General features: G+C 69.5%; 16 protein-coding genes and 1 pseudogene. 10 read left to right on the forward strand and 7 right to left on the reverse strand.

Going from position 1 to position 18579, the window contains the following annotated elements; translation table 11 throughout:
* Positions 1-59: 59 nt before the first annotated feature.
* The 4 genes from J7E91_RS28225 to J7E91_RS28240 form a co-directional block, all read right to left on the reverse strand.
* Complete coding sequence (locus J7E91_RS28225) at positions 60-1217, reverse strand: hypothetical protein (RefSeq protein WP_214909391.1); 1158 nt, start codon at positions 1215-1217, stop codon at positions 60-62.
* Positions 1199-1936 (reverse strand): ABC transporter ATP-binding protein, encoded by a 738-nt coding sequence (locus J7E91_RS28230; protein WP_214909392.1) that lies wholly within the window; start codon positions 1934-1936, stop codon positions 1199-1201. Before J7E91_RS28230 ends, J7E91_RS28225 begins: the two co-directional genes overlap by 19 nt.
* A gap of 225 nt (positions 1937-2161) precedes the next feature.
* Complete coding sequence (locus J7E91_RS28235) at positions 2162-3541, reverse strand: aspartate aminotransferase family protein (protein ID WP_214909394.1); 1380 nt, start codon at positions 3539-3541, stop codon at positions 2162-2164.
* Positions 3526-4017, reverse strand: a complete 492-nt coding sequence (locus tag J7E91_RS28240; RefSeq protein WP_308377367.1) for an Lrp/AsnC family transcriptional regulator — start codon at positions 4015-4017, stop codon at positions 3526-3528. Before J7E91_RS28240 ends, J7E91_RS28235 begins: the two co-directional genes overlap by 16 nt.
* Positions 4018-4196: 179 nt before the next feature.
* Between J7E91_RS28240 and J7E91_RS28245 the strand changes: the two genes are divergently transcribed.
* Positions 4197-5636: a gamma-aminobutyraldehyde dehydrogenase gene (locus J7E91_RS28245; protein ID WP_214909397.1), complete on the forward strand. Its 1440-nt coding sequence runs from the start codon at positions 4197-4199 to the stop codon at positions 5634-5636.
* Between the two features lie 120 nt (positions 5637-5756).
* Positions 5757-6923, forward strand: a complete 1167-nt coding sequence (locus tag J7E91_RS28250) for a spermidine/putrescine ABC transporter substrate-binding protein (RefSeq protein ID WP_308377399.1) — start codon at positions 5757-5759, stop codon at positions 6921-6923.
* Positions 6924-7018: 95 nt separating this feature from the next.
* Here J7E91_RS28250 and J7E91_RS28255 read toward each other — a convergent pair whose 3' ends face one another.
* Together J7E91_RS28255 and J7E91_RS28260 are read right to left on the reverse strand one after the other, a co-directional pair.
* Positions 7019-7708: a glycerophosphodiester phosphodiesterase gene (locus tag J7E91_RS28255; RefSeq protein WP_214909401.1), complete on the reverse strand. Its 690-nt coding sequence runs from the start codon at positions 7706-7708 to the stop codon at positions 7019-7021.
* A 22-nt stretch (positions 7709-7730) separates the two neighbouring features.
* Entirely contained in the window at positions 7731-8756 is a 1026-nt protein-coding gene (locus J7E91_RS28260; protein ID WP_214909403.1) for an adenosine deaminase, read from the reverse strand.
* Between the two features lie 109 nt (positions 8757-8865).
* Between J7E91_RS28260 and J7E91_RS28265 the strand changes: the two genes are divergently transcribed.
* The 8 genes and pseudogenes from J7E91_RS28265 (at position 8866) to J7E91_RS28300 (ending at position 17717) form a co-directional block, all read left to right on the forward strand.
* Positions 8866-9585 (forward strand): DUF4190 domain-containing protein, encoded by a 720-nt coding sequence (locus J7E91_RS28265; RefSeq protein WP_214909405.1) that lies wholly within the window; start codon positions 8866-8868, stop codon positions 9583-9585.
* A 364-nt stretch (positions 9586-9949) separates the two neighbouring features.
* A complete protein-coding gene (locus J7E91_RS28270; RefSeq protein WP_214909406.1) occupies positions 9950-11479 on the forward strand; it encodes a gamma-aminobutyraldehyde dehydrogenase in 1530 nt (509 codons plus the stop codon).
* A 50-nt stretch (positions 11480-11529) separates the two neighbouring features.
* On the forward strand, positions 11530-12777 hold the full coding sequence (locus J7E91_RS28275; RefSeq protein WP_214909407.1) for a PotD/PotF family extracellular solute-binding protein: 1248 nt from the start codon (positions 11530-11532) through the stop codon (positions 12775-12777).
* Positions 12778-12826: 49 nt separating this feature from the next.
* A complete protein-coding gene (locus tag J7E91_RS28280; RefSeq protein WP_214909408.1) occupies positions 12827-13978 on the forward strand; it encodes an ABC transporter ATP-binding protein in 1152 nt (383 codons plus the stop codon).
* On the forward strand, positions 13975-14907 hold the full coding sequence (locus J7E91_RS28285; RefSeq protein WP_214909409.1) for an ABC transporter permease: 933 nt from the start codon (positions 13975-13977) through the stop codon (positions 14905-14907). Before J7E91_RS28280 ends, J7E91_RS28285 begins: the two co-directional genes overlap by 4 nt.
* Positions 14907-15713, forward strand: a complete 807-nt coding sequence (locus tag J7E91_RS28290) for an ABC transporter permease (protein ID WP_214909410.1) — start codon at positions 14907-14909, stop codon at positions 15711-15713. The genes J7E91_RS28285 and J7E91_RS28290 overlap by 1 nt, the downstream gene beginning before the upstream one ends.
* Positions 15714-15734: 21 nt before the next feature.
* Positions 15735-17153: an FAD-binding oxidoreductase gene (locus tag J7E91_RS28295; protein WP_214909412.1), complete on the forward strand. Its 1419-nt coding sequence runs from the start codon at positions 15735-15737 to the stop codon at positions 17151-17153.
* Between the two features lie 107 nt (positions 17154-17260).
* Positions 17261-17717: pseudogene (locus tag J7E91_RS28300) on the forward strand (hypothetical protein).
* On the opposite strand, the gene J7E91_RS28305 reads toward J7E91_RS28300, so the two are convergent.
* Positions 17644-18507, reverse strand: a complete 864-nt coding sequence (locus tag J7E91_RS28305; protein ID WP_214909413.1) for a phosphatase PAP2 family protein — start codon at positions 18505-18507, stop codon at positions 17644-17646. The pseudogene J7E91_RS28300 and the gene J7E91_RS28305 overlap by 74 nt on opposite strands.
* Positions 18508-18579: the final 72 nt, after the last annotated feature.

The following is an 18579-nucleotide window of genomic DNA, read 5'->3' on the forward strand; positions in this document are numbered from 1 at the left end:
TCAGGGCGTTCCTCAGGGCGTCCGGCGGTTGGGGGCCGTTCTCGTGGCGGGTCTGGGGGTCAGGAGTTCAAGGGGAAGGCTGCCAAGGTGGCCAGGGCGATGGTCACCGGGGTGAAGACCGTGAGGACGGCTGTTGCTCGCAGGGCGGCCGCCCTGCGCAGGGTCTGGCGCGGGGCGCCCAGGCCTGCCAGCGTTTCGGCGGTCGCGGCGCGGAAGCGTTTCGCCTCCAGGGCGGCCGTCAGCAGCGTGGCGACGGTGCAGGCCACCACCAGCGCCGTACCCAGGCCGGTCAAGGGGCCGAACGGGGCGGGGGAGGAGCCGGCGTCGTACAGGGTCGCCGCCGTGATCCCCGCCGACGCCACCGCGCAGACCACGCCCAGCGGGCGGCCGATGCGGCCGGCTTCGTCCATCAGGACGCGGCCCGCGAGGAGCCGGACCGCGCCGGGGCGTACGGACTGGAGAAGGCGGCCCGCGAGGTACGTCAGACCCGGGCCCGCCACCGCGAGACCGAGGGCGGTGACGGCCCAGCCGGCCAGGACACCGGCCGGGACGGCGTCCAGCCGGCCCGGCAGCGCCAGCTGCGCGCCGGGCGTGCCGCGGCTCGCGTACGTCTCGACCGCGAGGCCCGCCGCGACCAGGGCCACCCCCCACGGCGGGCCGGTGGGGGCGACGGGGCCGGAGGGCTCGTCGTCCGGGTGCTTCCGGGTGCGCGGGCGCAGCGCCAGGGCGGTCGCGGTCCCCGCCGCGACCGGCACCACGCACAGCAGGGTGACTACGCCGGCCGCCGGCAGCGGCCGGCCGGCGGCCAGCAGCTCCGCCCCCGCGCCGTCGAACGGCAGGCCGGAGAGGTCGCCGCGCAGGTGGAGGAAGAGGAGGAGGGCGAGCGCGCTGCCGAGGGTGCACGAGAGCGCCGTGGAGACCGCGGCGAGTGCCGCCAGGCGCACCGGGCCGAGGCCCACCGCGGAAAGCCCGGTGCGCGGCGCGTTCGTACCCGGGTCGGTACGGGCCACCGCCACCGCGAAGTAGACCGTGGCCGCCAGCGGGGGCAGGCACCAGAGCAGCCGTCGCACCGAGTCCGAGGACTGCTCGGGGTGGCCCAGCGCGTACCCCAGGGTGCACAGGAGCAGGAAACCTACGCCGCCCGACGCCGCCGCGACCAGCAGACGGCGCAGCAGGACCAACGGGTGGGTGCCGCGGGCTAGACGGAGAGCGAGCACGCGGCCCGGCCTTCCGCAGCGTCCCCGCCGTCCGGCTGTACGGAGTTGACGCGGCGCCCGTCGAGCAGCGAGACCGTACGGTCCGCGACCGTCGCCACCTCCGCGTCGTGCGTCGCGAGGAGGACGGTGATGTCGTGCGAGCGGGCCGCGGTGGTGAGCGTACGCAGGACGTGGGCCCGGTCCGTGCGGTGCAGCGGCGCCGTCGGCTCGTCCGCGAAGAGCACCGCGGGCGTGGCGACCAGGGCGCGGGCGACGGCGACCCGCTGGCGCTGGGACTGCAGGAGCGCGGCCGGCCGCTTGCGGGCGATCGTGCTGATGTCGAGCCGCTCCAGCCACTCCATGGCGGCCTTCTTCGCGGCACGGTGCGAGGAGCCGCGCAGGAGGAGGGGCAGGGCGGCGTTCTCCCAGGCTTTGAGTTCCGGTACGAGCCCCGGCTCGGGGTCGATCCAGCCGAACCGGTCGCGGCGCAGCCGCTCGCGCAGCGGGGCGCTCATGGTGTGCACGGGCACGCTGTTGAACCAGACCTCGCCCTGCTGGGGGACGAGTCGGCCGGAGAGGCACCGCAGGAGGGTCGTCTTACCGCTGCCGCGCGGACCGCTGACGGCCAGGATCTCGCCCTCGCGCACACCCAGCGAGACGCCGGTGAGGGCGGGGGAACCGCTGTGGGAGCAGTGCAGGGAGCGTGCCCACAGCACGTCGTTGTCGGGTGGGGCCACCATGGCGTACACCTCGCGTCTTGAGTGTCACAGCACGTCTTGAGTGTCACAGCACCCGTCCCCCGTATGGGGGAACGAAGACGGGGCCGATCGGTCACTGCACCGTAAGGAAGCGAGGCGTGGTGGCGTGGCAAGCGCGCGGCCCGGATACGTCCGTTCTCACTCGAACGGGCGTATCCGGGCCGCGACTGGGTCATACGATCAGAGCAACGTGCCCTGGCTCCGGGATCAGAGCTTGGTCCAGGCCTCCGTGAGCACCTGGCGCAGGATGCCCTCGATCTCGTCGAAGGTGTCCTGGTTGGAGATCAGCGGCGGCGCGAGCTGGACGACCGGGTCGCCACGGTCGTCGGCGCGGCAGTACAGACCGTTCTCGAAGAGGGCCTTGGAGAGGAAGCCGTAGAGCACGCGCTCCGTCTCCTCGTCCGTGAAGGTCTCCTTCGTGGCCTTGTCCTTCACCAGCTCGATGCCGTAGAAGAAGCCGTTGCCGCGTACGTCGCCGACGATCGGCAGGTCGTTCAGCTTCTTCAGCGTCGAGAAGAACGCGTCCTCGTTGTCGAGCACGTGCTGGTTGAGGCCCTCGCGCTCGAAGATGTCGAGGTTCGTGCAGCCGACCGCGGCGGAGACCGGGTGGCCACCGAAGGTGTAGCCGTGCAGGAAGGTGTTGTCACCCTTGTAGAACGGCTCGGCCAGACGGTCCGAGATGATGCACGCGCCTATCGGGGAGTAGCCCGACGTCATGCCCTTGGCGCAGGTGATCATGTCCGGTACGTAGTCGAACTTGTCACAGGCGAACATCGTGCCGAGGCGGCCGAAGGCGCAGATGACCTCGTCCGAGACGAGCAGCACGTCGTACTTGTCGCAGATCTCGCGGACCCGCTGGAAGTACCCGGGCGGCGGCGGGAAGCAGCCACCGGCGTTCTGCACCGGCTCCAGGAAGACGGCCGCGACGGTCTCGGGGCCCTCGAAGAGGATCTCCTGCTCGATCTGGTCGGCGGCCCAGCGGCCGAAGGCGACCGGGTCGTCGCCGTGGATCGGCGCGCGGTAGATGTTGGTGTTCGGGACCTTGTGCGCACCCGGTACGAGCGGCTCGAAGGGGGCCTTCAGGGCCGGCAGGCCGGTGATGGACAGGGCGCCCTGCGGGGTGCCGTGGTAGGCCACCGCGCGGGAGATCACCTTGTACTTCGTGTGGTTGCCGGTGAGCTTGTGGTACTGCTTCGCCAGCTTCCACGCGGTCTCGACAGCCTCGCCACCACCGGTGGTGAAGAAGACCTTGTTCAGGTCGCCCGGCGCGTAGTTCGCGAGGCGCTCGGCCAGCTCTACGGCCTTGGGGTGGGCGTACGACCAGATCGGGAAGAAGGCGAGCTCCTGCGCCTGCTTGTACGCGGTCTCGGCGAGCTCGTGGCGGCCGTGACCGGCGTTCACCACGAACAGGCCGGAAAGACCGTCGAGGTACTTCTTGCCCTTGTCGTCGTAGATGTAGGTGCCCTCGCCACGCACGATGGTGGGCACGGGTGCGTTCTCGTAGGACGACATGCGGGTGAAATGCATCCACAGGTGGTCGTACGCGGTCTTGGAGAGGTCCTGGCTCACGACTATCGGGTTCCCCACATATAGGTCTGCTTCTTCAGCTTGAGGTAGACGAAGCTCTCGGTGGATCGCACGCCGGGGAGCGTCCGGATCCGTCGGTTGATCACTTCGAGCAGGTGGTCGTCGTCCTCGCAGACGATCTCCACCATGAGGTCGAAGGAGCCCGCGGTCATCACCACGTACTCGCATTCGGCCATGGCAGTCAGCGCATCGGCGACGGGGTCGAGGTCGCCCTCGACATTGATGCCGACCATGGCCTGTCGCCGGAAGCCCACGGTGAGCGGGTCCGTGACGGCGACGATCTGCATCACGCCCTGGTCGAGCAGCTTCTGTACGCGCTGGCGTACGGCCGCTTCGGAGAGGCCGACGGCCTTGCCGATGGCGGCGTACGGACGGCGCCCGTCCTCCTGGAGCTGCTCGATGATCGCCAGAGAGACGGCGTCGACCGTTGGGGACGAGCCGTTCCCGGTTCTGGAATCTGTGCTTCTGCTGGCCACGTCTTCACTCTGCACGACGTCTCGTCCGTTCCGCAACCCCAAACCGATGAAATTCGTTGTTTGAGGCATCGGATCTTGCTGAATCCGAAGTTCCTGGCGGGCGGGTATGTCGAAAGCGACACCGGAGCGACTAGGGTAGGGATCTCAGTAATTGGACATCCGACAAGGGAGGGGTGGCTGTGACCACCGAACTGCGCCGCCTGCGCAACTACATCGACGGAGAGTTCCGCGAAGCCGCCGACGGGCGGACCATTGACGTGGTCAACCCGGCCACCGGCGACGTGTACGCCACCTCGCCGCTCTCCGGTCAGGCGGACGTCGACGCCGCCATGGCGGCCGCCGCCGCGGCCTTCCCGGCCTGGCGCGACACCACGCCCGCGGAGCGCCAGAAGGCACTGCTCAAGATCGCGGACGCCTTCGAGGAGCGAGCGGAGGAGCTGATCGCGGCCGAGTCGGAGAACACCGGCAAGCCGCTCGGTCTCACGCGGACCGAGGAACTGCCCCCCATGGTCGACCAGATCCGCTTCTTCGCGGGTGCGGCCCGGCTGCTCGAAGGCCGCTCGGCCGGCGAGTACATGGAGGGTCTGACCTCCATCATCCGCCGCGAGCCGGTCGGTGTCTGCGCGCAGGTCGCGCCGTGGAACTACCCGATGATGATGGCCGTCTGGAAGTTCGCCCCGGCGCTCGCCGCGGGCAACACCGTCGTCCTCAAGCCCTCGGACACGACGCCCGCCTCGACCGTCCTGATGGCCGAGATCATCGGCAACATCGTCCCCAAGGGCGTCTTCAACGTCGTCTGCGGCGACCGTGACACCGGCCGCGCGATGGTCGAGCACCCGGTCCCGGCGATGGCCTCCATCACCGGTTCCGTACGGGCCGGCATGCAGGTCGCCGAGTCCGCCGCCAAGGACGTCAAGCGCGTCCACCTGGAGCTGGGCGGCAAGGCGCCGGTCGTCGTCTTCGAAGACACCGACATCGCCAAGGCCGTCGAGGACATCTCGGTCGCGGGCTTCTTCAACGCCGGCCAGGACTGCACCGCCGCCACCCGCGTACTCGTACAGGAGTCGATCCACGACGAGTTCGTGACCGCGCTGGCGAAGGCCGCCGCCGACACGAAGACCGGGCAGCCGGACGACGAGGACGTGCTGTACGGCCCGCTCAACAACGCCAACCAGCTCAAGCAGGTCAGCGGCTTCATCGAGCGGCTGCCGGCGCACGCCAAGGTCGAGTCGGGCGGCGAGCGCGTCGGTGACAAGGGCTACTTCTACGCCCCGACCGTCGTCTCCGGCCTCAAGCAGGACGACGAGATCATCCAGAACGAGGTCTTCGGCCCCGTCATCACCGTCCAGTCCTTCACGGACGAGGCGCAGGCCCTGGAGTGGGCCAACGGCGTCGAGTACGCGCTGGCTTCCTCGGTGTGGACCAAGGACCACGCGCGGGCGATGCGCATGTCCAAGAACCTCGACTTCGGCTGTGTGTGGATCAACACCCACATCCCGCTGGTCGCGGAGATGCCGCACGGTGGCTTCAAGAAGTCCGGTTACGGCAAGGACCTTTCGGCGTACGGCTTCGAGGACTACACGCGCATCAAGCACGTGATGACGTCCATCGAGGGCTGACCGGAACCGGCTGATTCAGGACGCTGTTCCACAGGGGCGGGCGATAGACAGACTGTCTATTGCCCGCCCTTCGCGCGCGGGGCGAGGGTGGGGGCCATGAGTGATCGTGGTCGTGGTCGGGTGTCGCGTCGTACGCTGCTGCGGGGACTCGCGGTGGCGGGCGCGCCGGCCGCGCTCGCCGGGTGCGGGGTGCCCGCCGCGTACGTCGAACCGGGCGACCGGGCCGCCGCCGACGACCGGTCGGAGCGGGACCGCAGCCTCCAGTTCGCCAACTGGCCGCTCTACATCGACACCGACGACGAGAACGAGTCGCGGCGGCCCACGCTCGACGCCTTCACCGGGCGGACCGGGATATCCGTCCGTTACACCGAAGAGATCAACGACAACGACGAGTTCTTCGGGAAGATCAGCCCCGCGCTGATGAACCGCCAGGAGACCGGGCGCGACCTCATCGTCATCAGCGACTGGATGGCCGCCCGGTTCGTACGCCTCGGCTGGGTGCAGGAGATGGACCGGTCGAAGCAGCCGAACGTCGCCAAGTACCTGGACCCGCAGTTGCGTACGCCCGCCTTCGACGAGGGGCGCCTGCACTCCGTGCCCTGGCAGTCCGGGATCACCGGCATCGCGTACAACCGCAGGAAGCTCGGGCATGAGATCCGCTCCACCTCCCAGCTGTGGGCCGACGACCTGCGCGGCAAGGTGACGCTCTTCTCCGGGCTCGACGAGAGCTTCGCGCTGCTGATGCAGGGCAACGGCGCCGATGTGACGCGGTGGACCGCCGACGACTTCCACACGGTGTGCGAACAGGTCGGGAAGCTCGTGAAGCGGAAGCACATCCGGCGTTTCACCGGCAACGACTACATCAAGGACCTGGCAAGCGGCGATGTCCTGGCCTGCCAGGCGTACTCGGGCGACGTCATCCAGCTCAAGGCCGACAACCCCGACATCGAGTTCGTGGTGCCGGAGGAGGGGGCGGAGCTGTGGGCGGAGAGCCTGATGATCCCCAACCTCGCCCGCCACAAGCGCAACGCGGAGAAGCTCGTCGACCACTACTACGACCCCGAGGTCGCGGCGGAGCTGGCGGCCTGGGTCAACTACGTCTGCCCGGTGCCGGCGGCGCGCGGCACCCTGGGCTCCGCCAAGGACGAGGAGACCGCCGCACTCGCCGAGGACCCGCTGATCTTCCCCGACGACGCGATGCGCGAGCGGCTGGCGATCGCGCGGGACATCACGGCGGAGGAGCGCGTCGGCTTCGCGAAGAAGTGGAACGCGATCGTCGGGCTGTAGTTCAGGCCCCGGGAGCCGCGACGTCAATGCCCGCCGCCTCGGCGGGCCTTGAGCAGCCATTGGTCATAGGTTTGATTTGTCGTCAGGCGGTCAGCCTACGGCCGGGCACCCTTGGTCAGTGCGTGCAGTACGTCGACGCGGTTGGTGGTGATCGAGTCGACGCCGCGGGTGATCAGGCGGCGCATCGTACGCCCGGTGTCGGCGGTCCATGCCGACACCAGCAGTCCGTCCCTGTGCACCCGGTCGGTGAGGTCGCGGCTGACCAGGCCGAAGCGGTAGTTGAGCCAGCGCGGCTTCATCGCGTCGAGCAGCGTCGCGCGGGGCGGGGTGAGTGTTGTCCACGTCATGGCGATCTCGGCGCCGGGGTCGGTGGCGCGTACCTCCAGCATGGCCGAGGTGCCCCCGCAGTAGTACGCGCGCTCGGCGGCCCCGCAGTCGTGGACGACGCCGACCACGGTGCGTACCGACCGCGCGGTGGCGCCCGGCAGGTCGATCATGACGCGGTGGGCCGGTATGGCGCTCAGCGCCTCGCGCAGGGTGGGGACGCCGCCGCCGGTCAGATCGCGCAGGTCCTTCTCGGTGAGGCCCGCGAGCAGCCGCTCGTGACCCCACAGCCGCTTGAGCGAATCGTCGTGGAGGAGCACGGGGACGCCGTCGCGGGTCAGGCGGACGTCGATCTCGACGGCGTCCGCGCCCCGCTCCACGGCGGAGCGGAGCGAGGCGAGGGTGTTCTCACGGACCCGGTACGGGTCGCCGCGGTGGGCCACGGCAGTGACGGTGCGCATGGCCCCATTGTCCGGTGACGCGTTACCGGGCGAGCCAGTTCTCGGTGTACGCGTCGATCTCGGCGGTGATCCGCCGCTTGCCCGCCGGGTCGAGGAAGGAGGCCTCCACCGCGTTCTTGGCGAGGCCGGCGACGCCGCGCTCGTCGAGGCCGAGCAGGCGGGCGGCCACGCCGTACTCGCTGTTGAGGTCCGTGCCGAACATCGGCGGGTCGTCGCTGTTGATCGTGACCAGGACCCCTGCCTCCACCATCTCCCTGACCGGGTGCTCGTCCAGCGTGGCCACCGCCCGGGTCGCGATGTTGGAGGTCGGGCAGACCTCCAGCGCGATGCGGTGCTCGGCGAGGTGGGCCAGCAGCGCCGGGTCCTTGACGGCGCTGGTGCCGTGGCCGATGCGCTCGGCGCGCAGGGTGTTCAGCGCGTCCCACACGGTCTGGGGCCCGGTCGTCTCACCGGCGTGCGGGACGGAGTGCAGCCCGGCGGCGATCGCGCGGTCGAAGTACGGCTTGAACTGGGGGCGCGGTACGCCGATCTCGGGGCCGCCGAGTCCGAACGACACCAGGCCCTCGGGGTGCAGGTCCACGGCCAGCCTGGTCGTCTCCTCGGCCGCCTCCAGACCCGCCTCGCCCGGAATGTCGAAGCACCAGCGCAGTACGGTGCCGAGCTCGCTCTCCGCTGCCTTGCGGGCGTCCTCGATCGCCTCCATGAAGGCCTTCTCGTCGATGCCGCGGCGGGTCGAGCTGAACAGCGTGATGGTCAGCTCGGCGTACCGGATGTTCTGCCGGGCCATGTCGCGGGCGACCTCGAACGTCAGCAGGCGGACGTCCTCCGGCGTGCGGATCAGGTCCACGACGGACAGATAGACGTCGATGAAGTGCGCGAAGTCGGTGAACGTGAAGTAGTCCGCGAGCGCCTCGGGGTCGGTCGGGACCTTGGAGTCGGGGTGGCGGGCGGCCAGCTCGGCGACGATGCGGGGCGAGGCGGATCCGACGTGGTGCACATGCAGTTCGGCCTTGGGTAGCCCTGCGACGAAGGGGTGCAGATCGGTCATCGAATCCTCCGGTGTACGGGCAGGCAAGGCGGGTTCAAGGATCATCGTAGGCGGGCGGTAGGGGGCGGAACGCAGGCCGTAGCATGGCTGGACCACGATGGGGGAGCACATGTCAGACAACGCAAACCACCCCTCGGGCCCGCCGCCCGAGCAGCCGCGGGACCCCTGGGCTCCGCCCGAGCAGTCGGCGCAGAAGGTGCCGCTGGACAAGCCGTCGGCCGGGCGGCCTCCGGTGCACGACCAGCAGACCGTCACCTCGATGCCTTCGGGCGCGGACCCGGTGCCGGGTTTCGGTCCGAGCACGGGAGGGGGCGGGGCGCCGGGGCAGGGGGCGGTACCGCCGCCTCCGGCCGCACCGGCGCAGGCGCCACCGGGTGAGTACGGCTACCCGGCGTACGCGGCCCCGCAGGCCCCCGCTCCGTACAACACCGGCGGCTACCCCGGATACCCGGGATACGGCGGCCCGGCCGCCTGGACCGGACAGCACGGACCGGCGCCGGCGAATGGTTACGGCGTCGCCGCGATGGTGCTCGGCATCATCGCCGTCACGTTCTTCTGCGCGTACGGTCTCGGCGTCATCCTCGGCATCCTGGCGCTGATCTTCGGCATCCTGGGGCGCAAGCGGGTGCAGCGCGGCGAGGCGACGAACAATGGCATGGCGTTGGCGGGGATCATCCTCGGTGTCGTCGGCTTCGTGCTCAGCGCGGCGTTCATCGGGTTCCTGGTCTGGGCGATCGTCCAGTCGGAAAACGAAAAGGGCCTCGACTCCGAGGAGTACGACCCGTACGCGAACTCGTCGCTGGTCGTGGAGGCTCCGGCCCGCGGCTAAGGCCTGTCCGGCGGATCAGGGCCGGACAGGCCCTGGCGGATCATGACCCCTTTCCGCGGCTCGGCGGACCATCATCCCTTCCCCGCACGACGGCCCCGCCCCGGCCCCCCGGTCCCCGACCGGGGGGCCGGCGGCGTCCGGACCGGGCCACCCCGTCTCACCTGCGGTTTCGGGCCGCAACCCGGTCATGCCACGCCAGGTGCGCGTGCGCCACGGACACTCCGTACCGTATTTCCGGCCGACCTCGACACATGGTCGACCGATTCCGTCGCGTAACCAAAAGGCAACAACGGAATCCCTTGTTGGCGATGGAGCCCTCTGCCAGGATCGGCACTCAAATCCAGCTGGAGCTACGGAGTGCGTCATGGTCAACCGCTTCCCGGTGCAGGACCGATTCGCGGACGGTGCGCAGTACATCGGCGGACAGCTGCGGGCAGGCACCTCGGGACGGACACACGCCGTCGTGGACCCCGCGACCGGCGAGAAGGTCTACGTGTACGAGCTGGCGTCCACCGCTGACGTCGACGCCGCCGTCGCCGCCGCGCGCGCCGCGTTCCCCGGATGGGCCGCCACCACCCCCGGCGAGCGCTCCGAGGCGATGCACCGATTCGCCGCCGTACTCGCCGAACAGGCCGAGGACTTCGCGTACGTCGAGTCACTCCAGTGCGGCAAGCCGATCAAGCTGTCCACCGAGTTCGACGTGCCCGGCAGTGTCGACAACACCGCGTTCTTCGCGGGCGCGGCCCGGCACCTCGAAGGCAAGGCGGCCGGCGAGTACTCCGGCGACCACACCTCTTACGTACGGCGTGAGCCGATCGGTGTCGTAGGGTCCATCGCGCCCTGGAACTACCCCCTCCAGATGGCTGCCTGGAAGATCCTTCCGGCGATCGCCGCGGGCAACACCATCGTCCTGAAGCCGGCCGAGCTCACACCACTCACGTCGATCATGTTCGCGCAGGCGGCGAAGGAGGCCGGCATCCCGGACGGTGTCGTCAACATCGTCACCGGCGCCGGCAAGGACGTGGGCGAGCACCTCGTCGGGCATCCGGACGTGGTCATGACCTCCTTCACCGGGTCCACCGCCGTCGGCAAGCGCGTCGCCGAGATCGCCACCTCCACCGTCAAGCGCCTCCACCTCGAACTCGGCGGCAAGGCACCCTTCGTGGTCTTCGACGACGCGGACCTCGAAGCCGCGGTGAACGGCGCGGTCGCCGGCTCGCTCATCAACACCGGGCAGGACTGCACGGCCGCGACCCGCGCCTATGTCCAGCGCCCGCTGTACGACGCCTTCGTCGCGGGGGTCGCCGAGCTGATGGAGAGTGTGCGGCTGGGTGACCCCTTCGACCCGTCCACCGACCTCGGGCCGCTCATCAGCCACGCCCAGCGCGACCGGGTCGCCGGTTTCGTCGAGCGGGCCCGTGCGTACGCCCGTGTGGTGACGGGGGGAGAGGCTCCCGGCGCCAGAGAGAACGAACGCGACCTCGCCAAGGGCGCGTACTACCGTCCCACCCTCGTCGCCGACGCGCCCCAGGACAGCGAGATCGTCCAGGCCGAGATCTTCGGGCCGGTGCTCGTCGTGCTGCCCTTCGACAGCGACGACGAGGGGATCGCGCTGGCGAACGACACCCCGTACGGGCTCGCCGCCTCCGCCTGGACCCGCGACGTGTTCCGCGCGAACCGCGCCACCCGCGAGATCAAGGCGGGCTGCGTGTGGGTGAACGACCACATTCCGATCATCAGCGAGATGCCGCACGGCGGCTACAAGGCCAGCGGCTTCGGCAAGGACATGTCGGCGTACTCCTTCGAGGAGTACACGCAGGTCAAGCACGTGATGTACGACAACACGGCGGTCGCCCGCAAGGACTGGCACCGCACGATCTTCGGGGACCGATAGAGATACGCCGCACGACCAGCGGCCCTACCCACCCGAAAGGGCACTTGCGCATGGAGCAGTACGAGCCTGACAGCCTGTCCGCGGCCCAAGTGGCCGCCATGCGACGCAGCGCGACGAGCGGCCGGGGCGCCCTCACCCGCCGTTCCCTGCTGCGCGCCTCAGGCATGGGCGCGCTCGCGGTCGGCGGCCTCGGCACGCTGAGCGCCTGTGGTATCCCGCCGGCCAAGCGGGAAGGCGACAGCCCGGCGTCCGACGACCACTCGGCCAAGGAGAAGCGGATCAGCTTCTCCAACTGGACCGAGTACATGGACGTCAGCGAGGACGAGAAGAGCCGGCCCACCCTGGAGGCATTCACCCAACGCACCGGGATCACGGTCAAGTACACCGAGGACATCAACGACAACGTCGAGTTCTTCGGGAAGATCAAGCCGCAGCTCGCCGCCGGCCAGGACACCGGGCGCGACCTGATCTGCGTCACCGACTGGCTGGCCGCCCGGCTCATCCGGCTCGGCTGGGCGCAGAAGCTCGACCCGGCGAACCTCCCCCACGCGTTCGCCAACCTGTCCCCGCAGTTCCGGTCGCCCGACTGGGACCCGGGGCGGGCCTACTCGTACCCCTGGACCGGCATCTCCACCGTCATCGCGTACAACTCCAAGGCGACGGGCGGCAAGAAGGTCGACTCGGTCAGCCAGATGCTGGAGGATCCGTCCCTCAAGGGCAAGGTCGGCTTCCTCTCCGAGATGCGCGACTCGATCGGCATGACGCTGCTCGACTCGGGCAAGGACCCCGGCAAGTTCAGTGACGACGACTTCGACGCGACCGTAGCCCGGATCCAGAAGGCCGTCGACAAGAAGCAGATCCGCCGCTTCACCGGCAACGACTACACGTCGGACCTGAGCAAGGGCGACCTCGCGGCCTGTCTCGCGTGGGCCGGTGACGTCATCCAGCTCCAGGCGGACAACCCGGACATCAAGTTCGTGATCCCGGAGGCCGGTTACATCACCTCCAGCGACAACCTGCTGGTCCCGGCCAAGGCGCGGCACAAGACCAACGCCGAGAAGCTCATCGACTACTACTACGAGCCGCCCGTCGCCGCCGAACTCGCCGCGTACATCAACTACGTCTGCCCGGTCGAGGGCGTGCGCGAGGAACTGGCCAAGATCGACGAGTCGATGGCCACCAACACGCTGATCCTTCCCGACAAGGCGATGGCCGCCAAGTCCCGCGCCTTCCGCTCGCTCAGCAGCAAGGAAGAGACGGCGTACGAGGAGAAGTTCGCCAAGCTCATCGGCGCCTGAGCCGCTGTCCGCTTCCGCCCTGCCCCCTCAACACCTGGGACCACACCCCATGACGCAGAAGACAGAAGGCGGCGACGTCCGCCTCTCCGGGATCAGCAAGACCTACGGCTCCTTCACGGCCGTACACCCGCTCGACCTCACCATCCCGCAGGGCTCCTTCTTCGCCCTGCTCGGCGCGTCCGGCTGCGGCAAGACCACCACGCTGCGGATGATCGCCGGTCTGGAGGACCCGACCACCGGCACGGTCCTCCTCGGCGACAAGGACGTCACCGACCTCCAGCCCTACAAACGCCCGGTCAACACCGTCTTCCAGAGCTACGCGCTCTTCCCCCACCTGAACGTCTCCGAGAACATCGCCTTCGGCCTGCGCCGGCGCGGCATCAAGTCCGTGAGGAAGCAGGTCGACGACATGCTCGACCTCGTTCAGCTCGGCACCTTCGCCGGCCGCAAGCCGCACCAGCTCTCCGGCGGCCAGCAGCAGCGCGTCGCCGTCGCCCGGGCGCTCATCAACCACCCGCAGGTGCTGCTCCTCGACGAGCCGCTGGGCGCACTGGACCTCAAGCTGCGCCGCCAGATGCAGCTTGAGCTCAAGCGCATCCAGACCGAGGTCGGCATCACCTTCGTGCACGTCACCCACGACCAGGAGGAGGCCATGACCATGGCCGACCAGGTCGCGGTGATGAACGGCGGCCGCGTGGAACAGCTCGGCGCGCCCGCCGACCTCTACGAGAACCCGAAGACGACGTTCGTCGCCAACTTCCTCGGTACGTCCAACCTCATCGAGGCCGAGGTCGTCGAGACGGCCGGCGGCGAAACCGTGGTCACCTGCGGCGGCTCCAAGCTGCGCCTCCCCGGCGAGCGGTGCGTGTCACGGCCCAGCACCGGCGGCAAGCTGCTCGTCGGTGTACGCCCCGAGAAGGTGTCCCTCGCGCACGCCGACGACGCGGGAGACATCTCGGTCGGGCGCAACAGGCTCACCGGCCGGATCGTCGCCTCCAGCTTCATCGGTGTCTCCACGCAGTACATCGTCGACAGCCCGGCCTGCGCCGACTTCGAGGTGTACGTCCAGAACACCGAGCGCGACTCCCGGCTGGTCCCGGGCGCCGAGGTCGTCCTGCACTGGAACCCCGCCCACACCTTCGGGCTGGACGCCGACCAGGACATCGACGCCGGCGTGGAGACGGTGGAGGAGAGCGCGTGAGCGTCACCGACGCGCCGCCCCTGGCGCCCTCACCGGTGGAGCCGCCCGCCCCGCGCAAGGCATCCACCCGCAAGCGGCTCGTCCCGTACTGGCTGCTGCTGCCCGGCATCCTGTGGCTGATCGTCTTCTTCGCGCTGCCGATGGTCTACCAGGCGTCGACCTCGGTGCAGACCGGCTCGCTGGAGCAGGGCTTCGAGGTCACCTGGCACTTCCAGACGTACTGGGACGCGCTGAAGGACTACTACCCCCAGTTCGTACGGTCGCTGCTGTACGCCGGCACCGCCACCCTGCTGTGCCTGCTGCTCGGCTACCCGCTCGCGTACATGATCGCCTTCAAGGCGGGCCGCTGGCGGAACCTGGTCCTGGTGCTGGTCATCGCACCGTTCTTCACCAGCTTCCTGATCCGTACGCTCGCCTGGAAGACGATCCTCGCGGACGGCGGCCCGGTGGTGGACGTGCTGAACACCCTGCACGTCCTGGACGTCACGAGCTGGCTCGGCTGGACCGAGGGCAGCCGCGTCCTGGCCACGCCGATGGCGGTGGTCTGCGGTCTCACGTACAACTTCCTGCCCTTCATGATCCTGCCGCTCTACACCTCCCTGGAGCGCATCGACGGCAGGCTGCACGAGGCGGCCGGTGACCTGTACGCCACCCCGGCGACCACCTTCCGCAAGGTGACCTTCCCGCTCTCCATGCCGGGTGTCGTCTCGGGCACGCTGCTCACCTTCATTCCGGCGAGCGGTGACTACGTCAACGCGGAACTCCTCGGCTCGACCGACACGAAAATGGTCGGCAGCGTCATCCAGTCGCAATTCCTGCGGGTGCTCGACTATCCGACGGCGGCCGCGCTTTCCTTCATCCTGATGGCGATCGTGCTGGCCATGGTCACCGTCTACATCCGCAAGTCCGGGACGGAGGATCTGGTCTGATGTCTGTGCTTCGCTGGATTCGGCGCAATCTCGTCGTCATCGCCGGGCTGCTGACGCTCGCTTACATGATTCTGCCGAACATCGTCGTGATGGTGTTCTCCTTCAACAATCCGAAGGGGCGTTTCAACTACGCCTGGCAGGAATTCTCGCTGGACGCGTGGAAGGACCCGTGCGGCGTCGCCGACCTGTGCGGCTCGCTGTCCCTCTCGCTCCAGATCGCCGCCTGGGCCACGGTCGGCGCCACCGCCCTCGGCACGATGATCGCCTTCGCGCTGGTCCGCTACCGCTTCCGGGCGCGCGGCGCGATCAACTCGCTGATCTTCCTGCCGATGGCCATGCCCGAGGTCGTCATGGCCGCCTCGCTGCTGACGCTCTTCCTCAACATGGGCGCCGAGCTGGGCTTCTGGACCGTCCTCATCGCGCACATCATGTTCTGCCTGAGCTTCGTGGTCACGGCGGTCAAGGCGCGCGTGATGTCGATGGACCCGCGCCTCGAAGAGGCCGCGCGCGATCTCTACGCAGGCCCCGTGCAGACATTCCTGCGGGTGACCCTGCCGATCGCCGCGCCCGGAATCGCCGCGGGAGCGCTGCTCGCCTTCGCGCTCTCCTTCGACGATTTCATCATCACCAATTTCAACGCGGGCTCGACCGTCACCTTCCCCATGTTCGTGTGGGGATCGGCGCAGCGCGGTACGCCTGTACAGATCAACGTCATCGGCACGGCCATGTTCGTCATCGCCGTACTGATGGTGCTCGGCGGTCAGCTCATCGCGAGCCGGCGAAAGAACAACGCACAGCCCCAGTAAGTCCTGAAGGAGTTGGAAACCATGGCCCCAGTTGCCATGCGTACTGCTGCACAATCCCTTTCCGGCGTGAAGCCGGTGTCATTCTGGCTGGACGATCCGGCGAAGCCCGCACCACAGCCCGCCCTCACCGGCGACGAGCGCTGCGATCTGCTCGTCATCGGCGGCGGATACAGCGGACTGTGGACCGCGCTCCTCGCCAAGGAGCGCGACCCCGGGCGCGATGTCGTACTGATCGAGGGGCACGAGGCGGGCTGGGCCGCCTCGGGCCGCAACGGCGGATTCTGCGCCGCCTCTCTCACCCACGGCCTGAGCAACGGCATCTCGCGCTGGCCCGGCGAGCTGGCGAAGCTGGAGGAGCTCGGCGAGCGCAACCTCGACGCGATCGAGGCGGCGGTGGCGGCGTACGGCATCGACTGCGACTTCGAGCGCAGCGGTGAGATCGACGTCGCCACCGAGCCGCACCAGCTCGAAGAGCTGAAGGAGATGTACGAGGAGGCGCGGAAGCTCGGCTTCGCCGGCCATCTCGAACTCCTCGACCGGGACCAGGTGCGCGCCGAGGTCGACTCGCCGACGTTCATCGGCGGCCTGTTCGACCGGCGCGGCGTCGCCATGCTGCACCCGGCCAAGCTGGCCTGGGGGCTCAAGCAGGCGTGCCTCGGGCTGGGCGTACGGATCTACGAGCACACCAGGGGCCTGGACCTGGTCCCGGCAGGCGCGGGGATGGCGGTGCGCACGCCGTACGGCCGGGTCTTCGCCCGCCGCGTGGCGCTCGGCACCAACATCTTCCCGTCGCTGGTCAAGCGGGTCCGCCCGTACACCGTCCCGGTCTACGACTACGCGCTGATGACCGAGCCGCTTGACCACGACCAGCTCGCCTCGATCGGCTGGAAGAACCGCCAGGGCCTCGGCGACAGCGCGAACCAGTTCCACTACTTCCGCCTCAGCGCCGACAACCGGATCCTGTGGGGCGGTTACGACGCCATCTACCCCTTCGGCGGCCGGCTGAGCGCCGAGCTGGACCACCGCCCCGAGACGTACCTCAAGCTGGCCGGGCACTTCTTCCGCTGCTTCCCGCAGCTGGAAGGCGTGAACTTCAGCCACGCGTGGGGCGGCGCGATCGACACCTGCTCGCGCTTCTCCGCCTTTTTCGGGACGGCTCACGCGGGGAAGGCGGCGTACGCCGCCGGGTACACCGGTCTCGGCGTCGGCTCCACGCGCTTCGGCGCGGACGTCATGCTCGACCTGCTCGCGGGCGAGCGGACCGAACGCACCGAGCTGGAAATGGTCCGCAGCAAGCCGATGCCGTTCCCGCCGGAACCTTTCGCCTGGGCGGGCATCGGCATCACCAAGTGGTCGCTGGCCCGGTCGGACGACAACGGCGGGCACCGCAACCTGTGGCTGAAGGCCATGGACAAGCTGGGGCTCGGCTTCGACAGCTGAGACCCGGTTCACCTCAACAAGGTGACCGAACCCGCGTAATGAGCCGGGCCCAGCCCCCTCTCCCTCGTGAACGCACTCGCTGCGCACACGAATGGAGGCCGGACAACATGACTGGCTCGGGGGCCGAAACCGCGGTGGACTGGCTCGTGTCGGTGGCACCGGATCCCGACGCCTGCCGGCGGGAGTGGGAGCGCAACCCTCTGGGGGTCGCCCCTTCCCGCCGGCAGGCGCTGGGACGTGCTGATCCTGCCGGGGGAGCTCGGCTACCCCACGCTCGACATCCTGGCGCGCCTCATCGACCGCCCCGGTGCCGTACTCGCCGGTCTCGGTGATTCCCGCATGGGCTTCTTCGTGCCACCGGGCACGGTGGACCGCTGGCTCGGTACGGGCGTACGCGGCGCGGGGCGCGGCACCTGGATCGTCGTGCCCTACCCCGGCCGGGCGGCCGGCGGTGTCCGCTGGCTGGTCCTGCCGGACGGCGCGGGCACGCTCACTGATCCGGCGCTGCTGGAGCTCGCGATGCACGAGGCGGCCTCGAGTATCGCGCGGGAAGGCGATGGCTGAGAACGAGAAGCATGACGCACAGGAACCCGCTGCCGAGGACGTCCAGCGGCCAGTGGTAGCCGCGCAGGACGAGACCGACGCCGGTGGCGAGCGTGAGTACGAGCGCGAGGACCGGTGGCCACCAGCGGTGGCGGCGTACGTACGCGCGAAGGAGCAGGGCCGCCCCGCAGTAGGCGACGGCCGCTGTCGCCGTGTGCCCGGACGGGTAGTAGCCGGTGTCCTGCGTGAGCGGGCCCGGACGGGCGATCCAGGACTTGAGCGGGGAGACGAGGGCGGGCACCGCCGCCATGGCGAGCGCGGCGGCCGAGGCGCGGGCGAGAGCGCCGCGGTCGTGACGGCCTGCGCGCCACAGGGTGTACGTGATCGCCGCGGCCAGCACGGGCAGCGCGACCGCCATGTTGCCGAGGTCGGCGAGGAATTCCGTGAGGCCGGTGGGGCCGTGGCCCACGACGGCCCGGCTGAGGCGCTCGTCGGCGCGGCGCAGGGGTCCGGTGGCAGCGACCTGCCAGGTGACCAGCGCGAAGAGAAGCCCACAGAGGGCGAAGAAGCCGAAGAAGCCGAGGAAGAGGAAAGCCGGCTGCCCCGGAACAGGGGGGGTAGTTCCGAGGCAGCCGCCTGGACCGGGGTGCCGCGCGCCCCGGGGGGTGTGGGATGGGCGGCGATCCGATCGGTGAGGAGTTCCGGAGCCGGAGGCTCCAGTCATGTGCGCGAGGGCACGGCCAGGGCGGGGCAGGGGGTGCCTCGACCTGGAACCGCCCGCAGTCCCCTGCGAGCGGGGTGTTTCTCTCATCTGCGGAAACCGTACGGCAGCGGGTGGGGGACCGACAGGCGGAACTCCATCCCGCCATCGGCCCCCCACCCT

The organism is Streptomyces sp. ISL-99 (assembly GCF_018614005.1).
Taxonomy (GTDB): domain Bacteria; phylum Actinomycetota; class Actinomycetes; order Streptomycetales; family Streptomycetaceae; genus Streptomyces; species Streptomyces flavidovirens.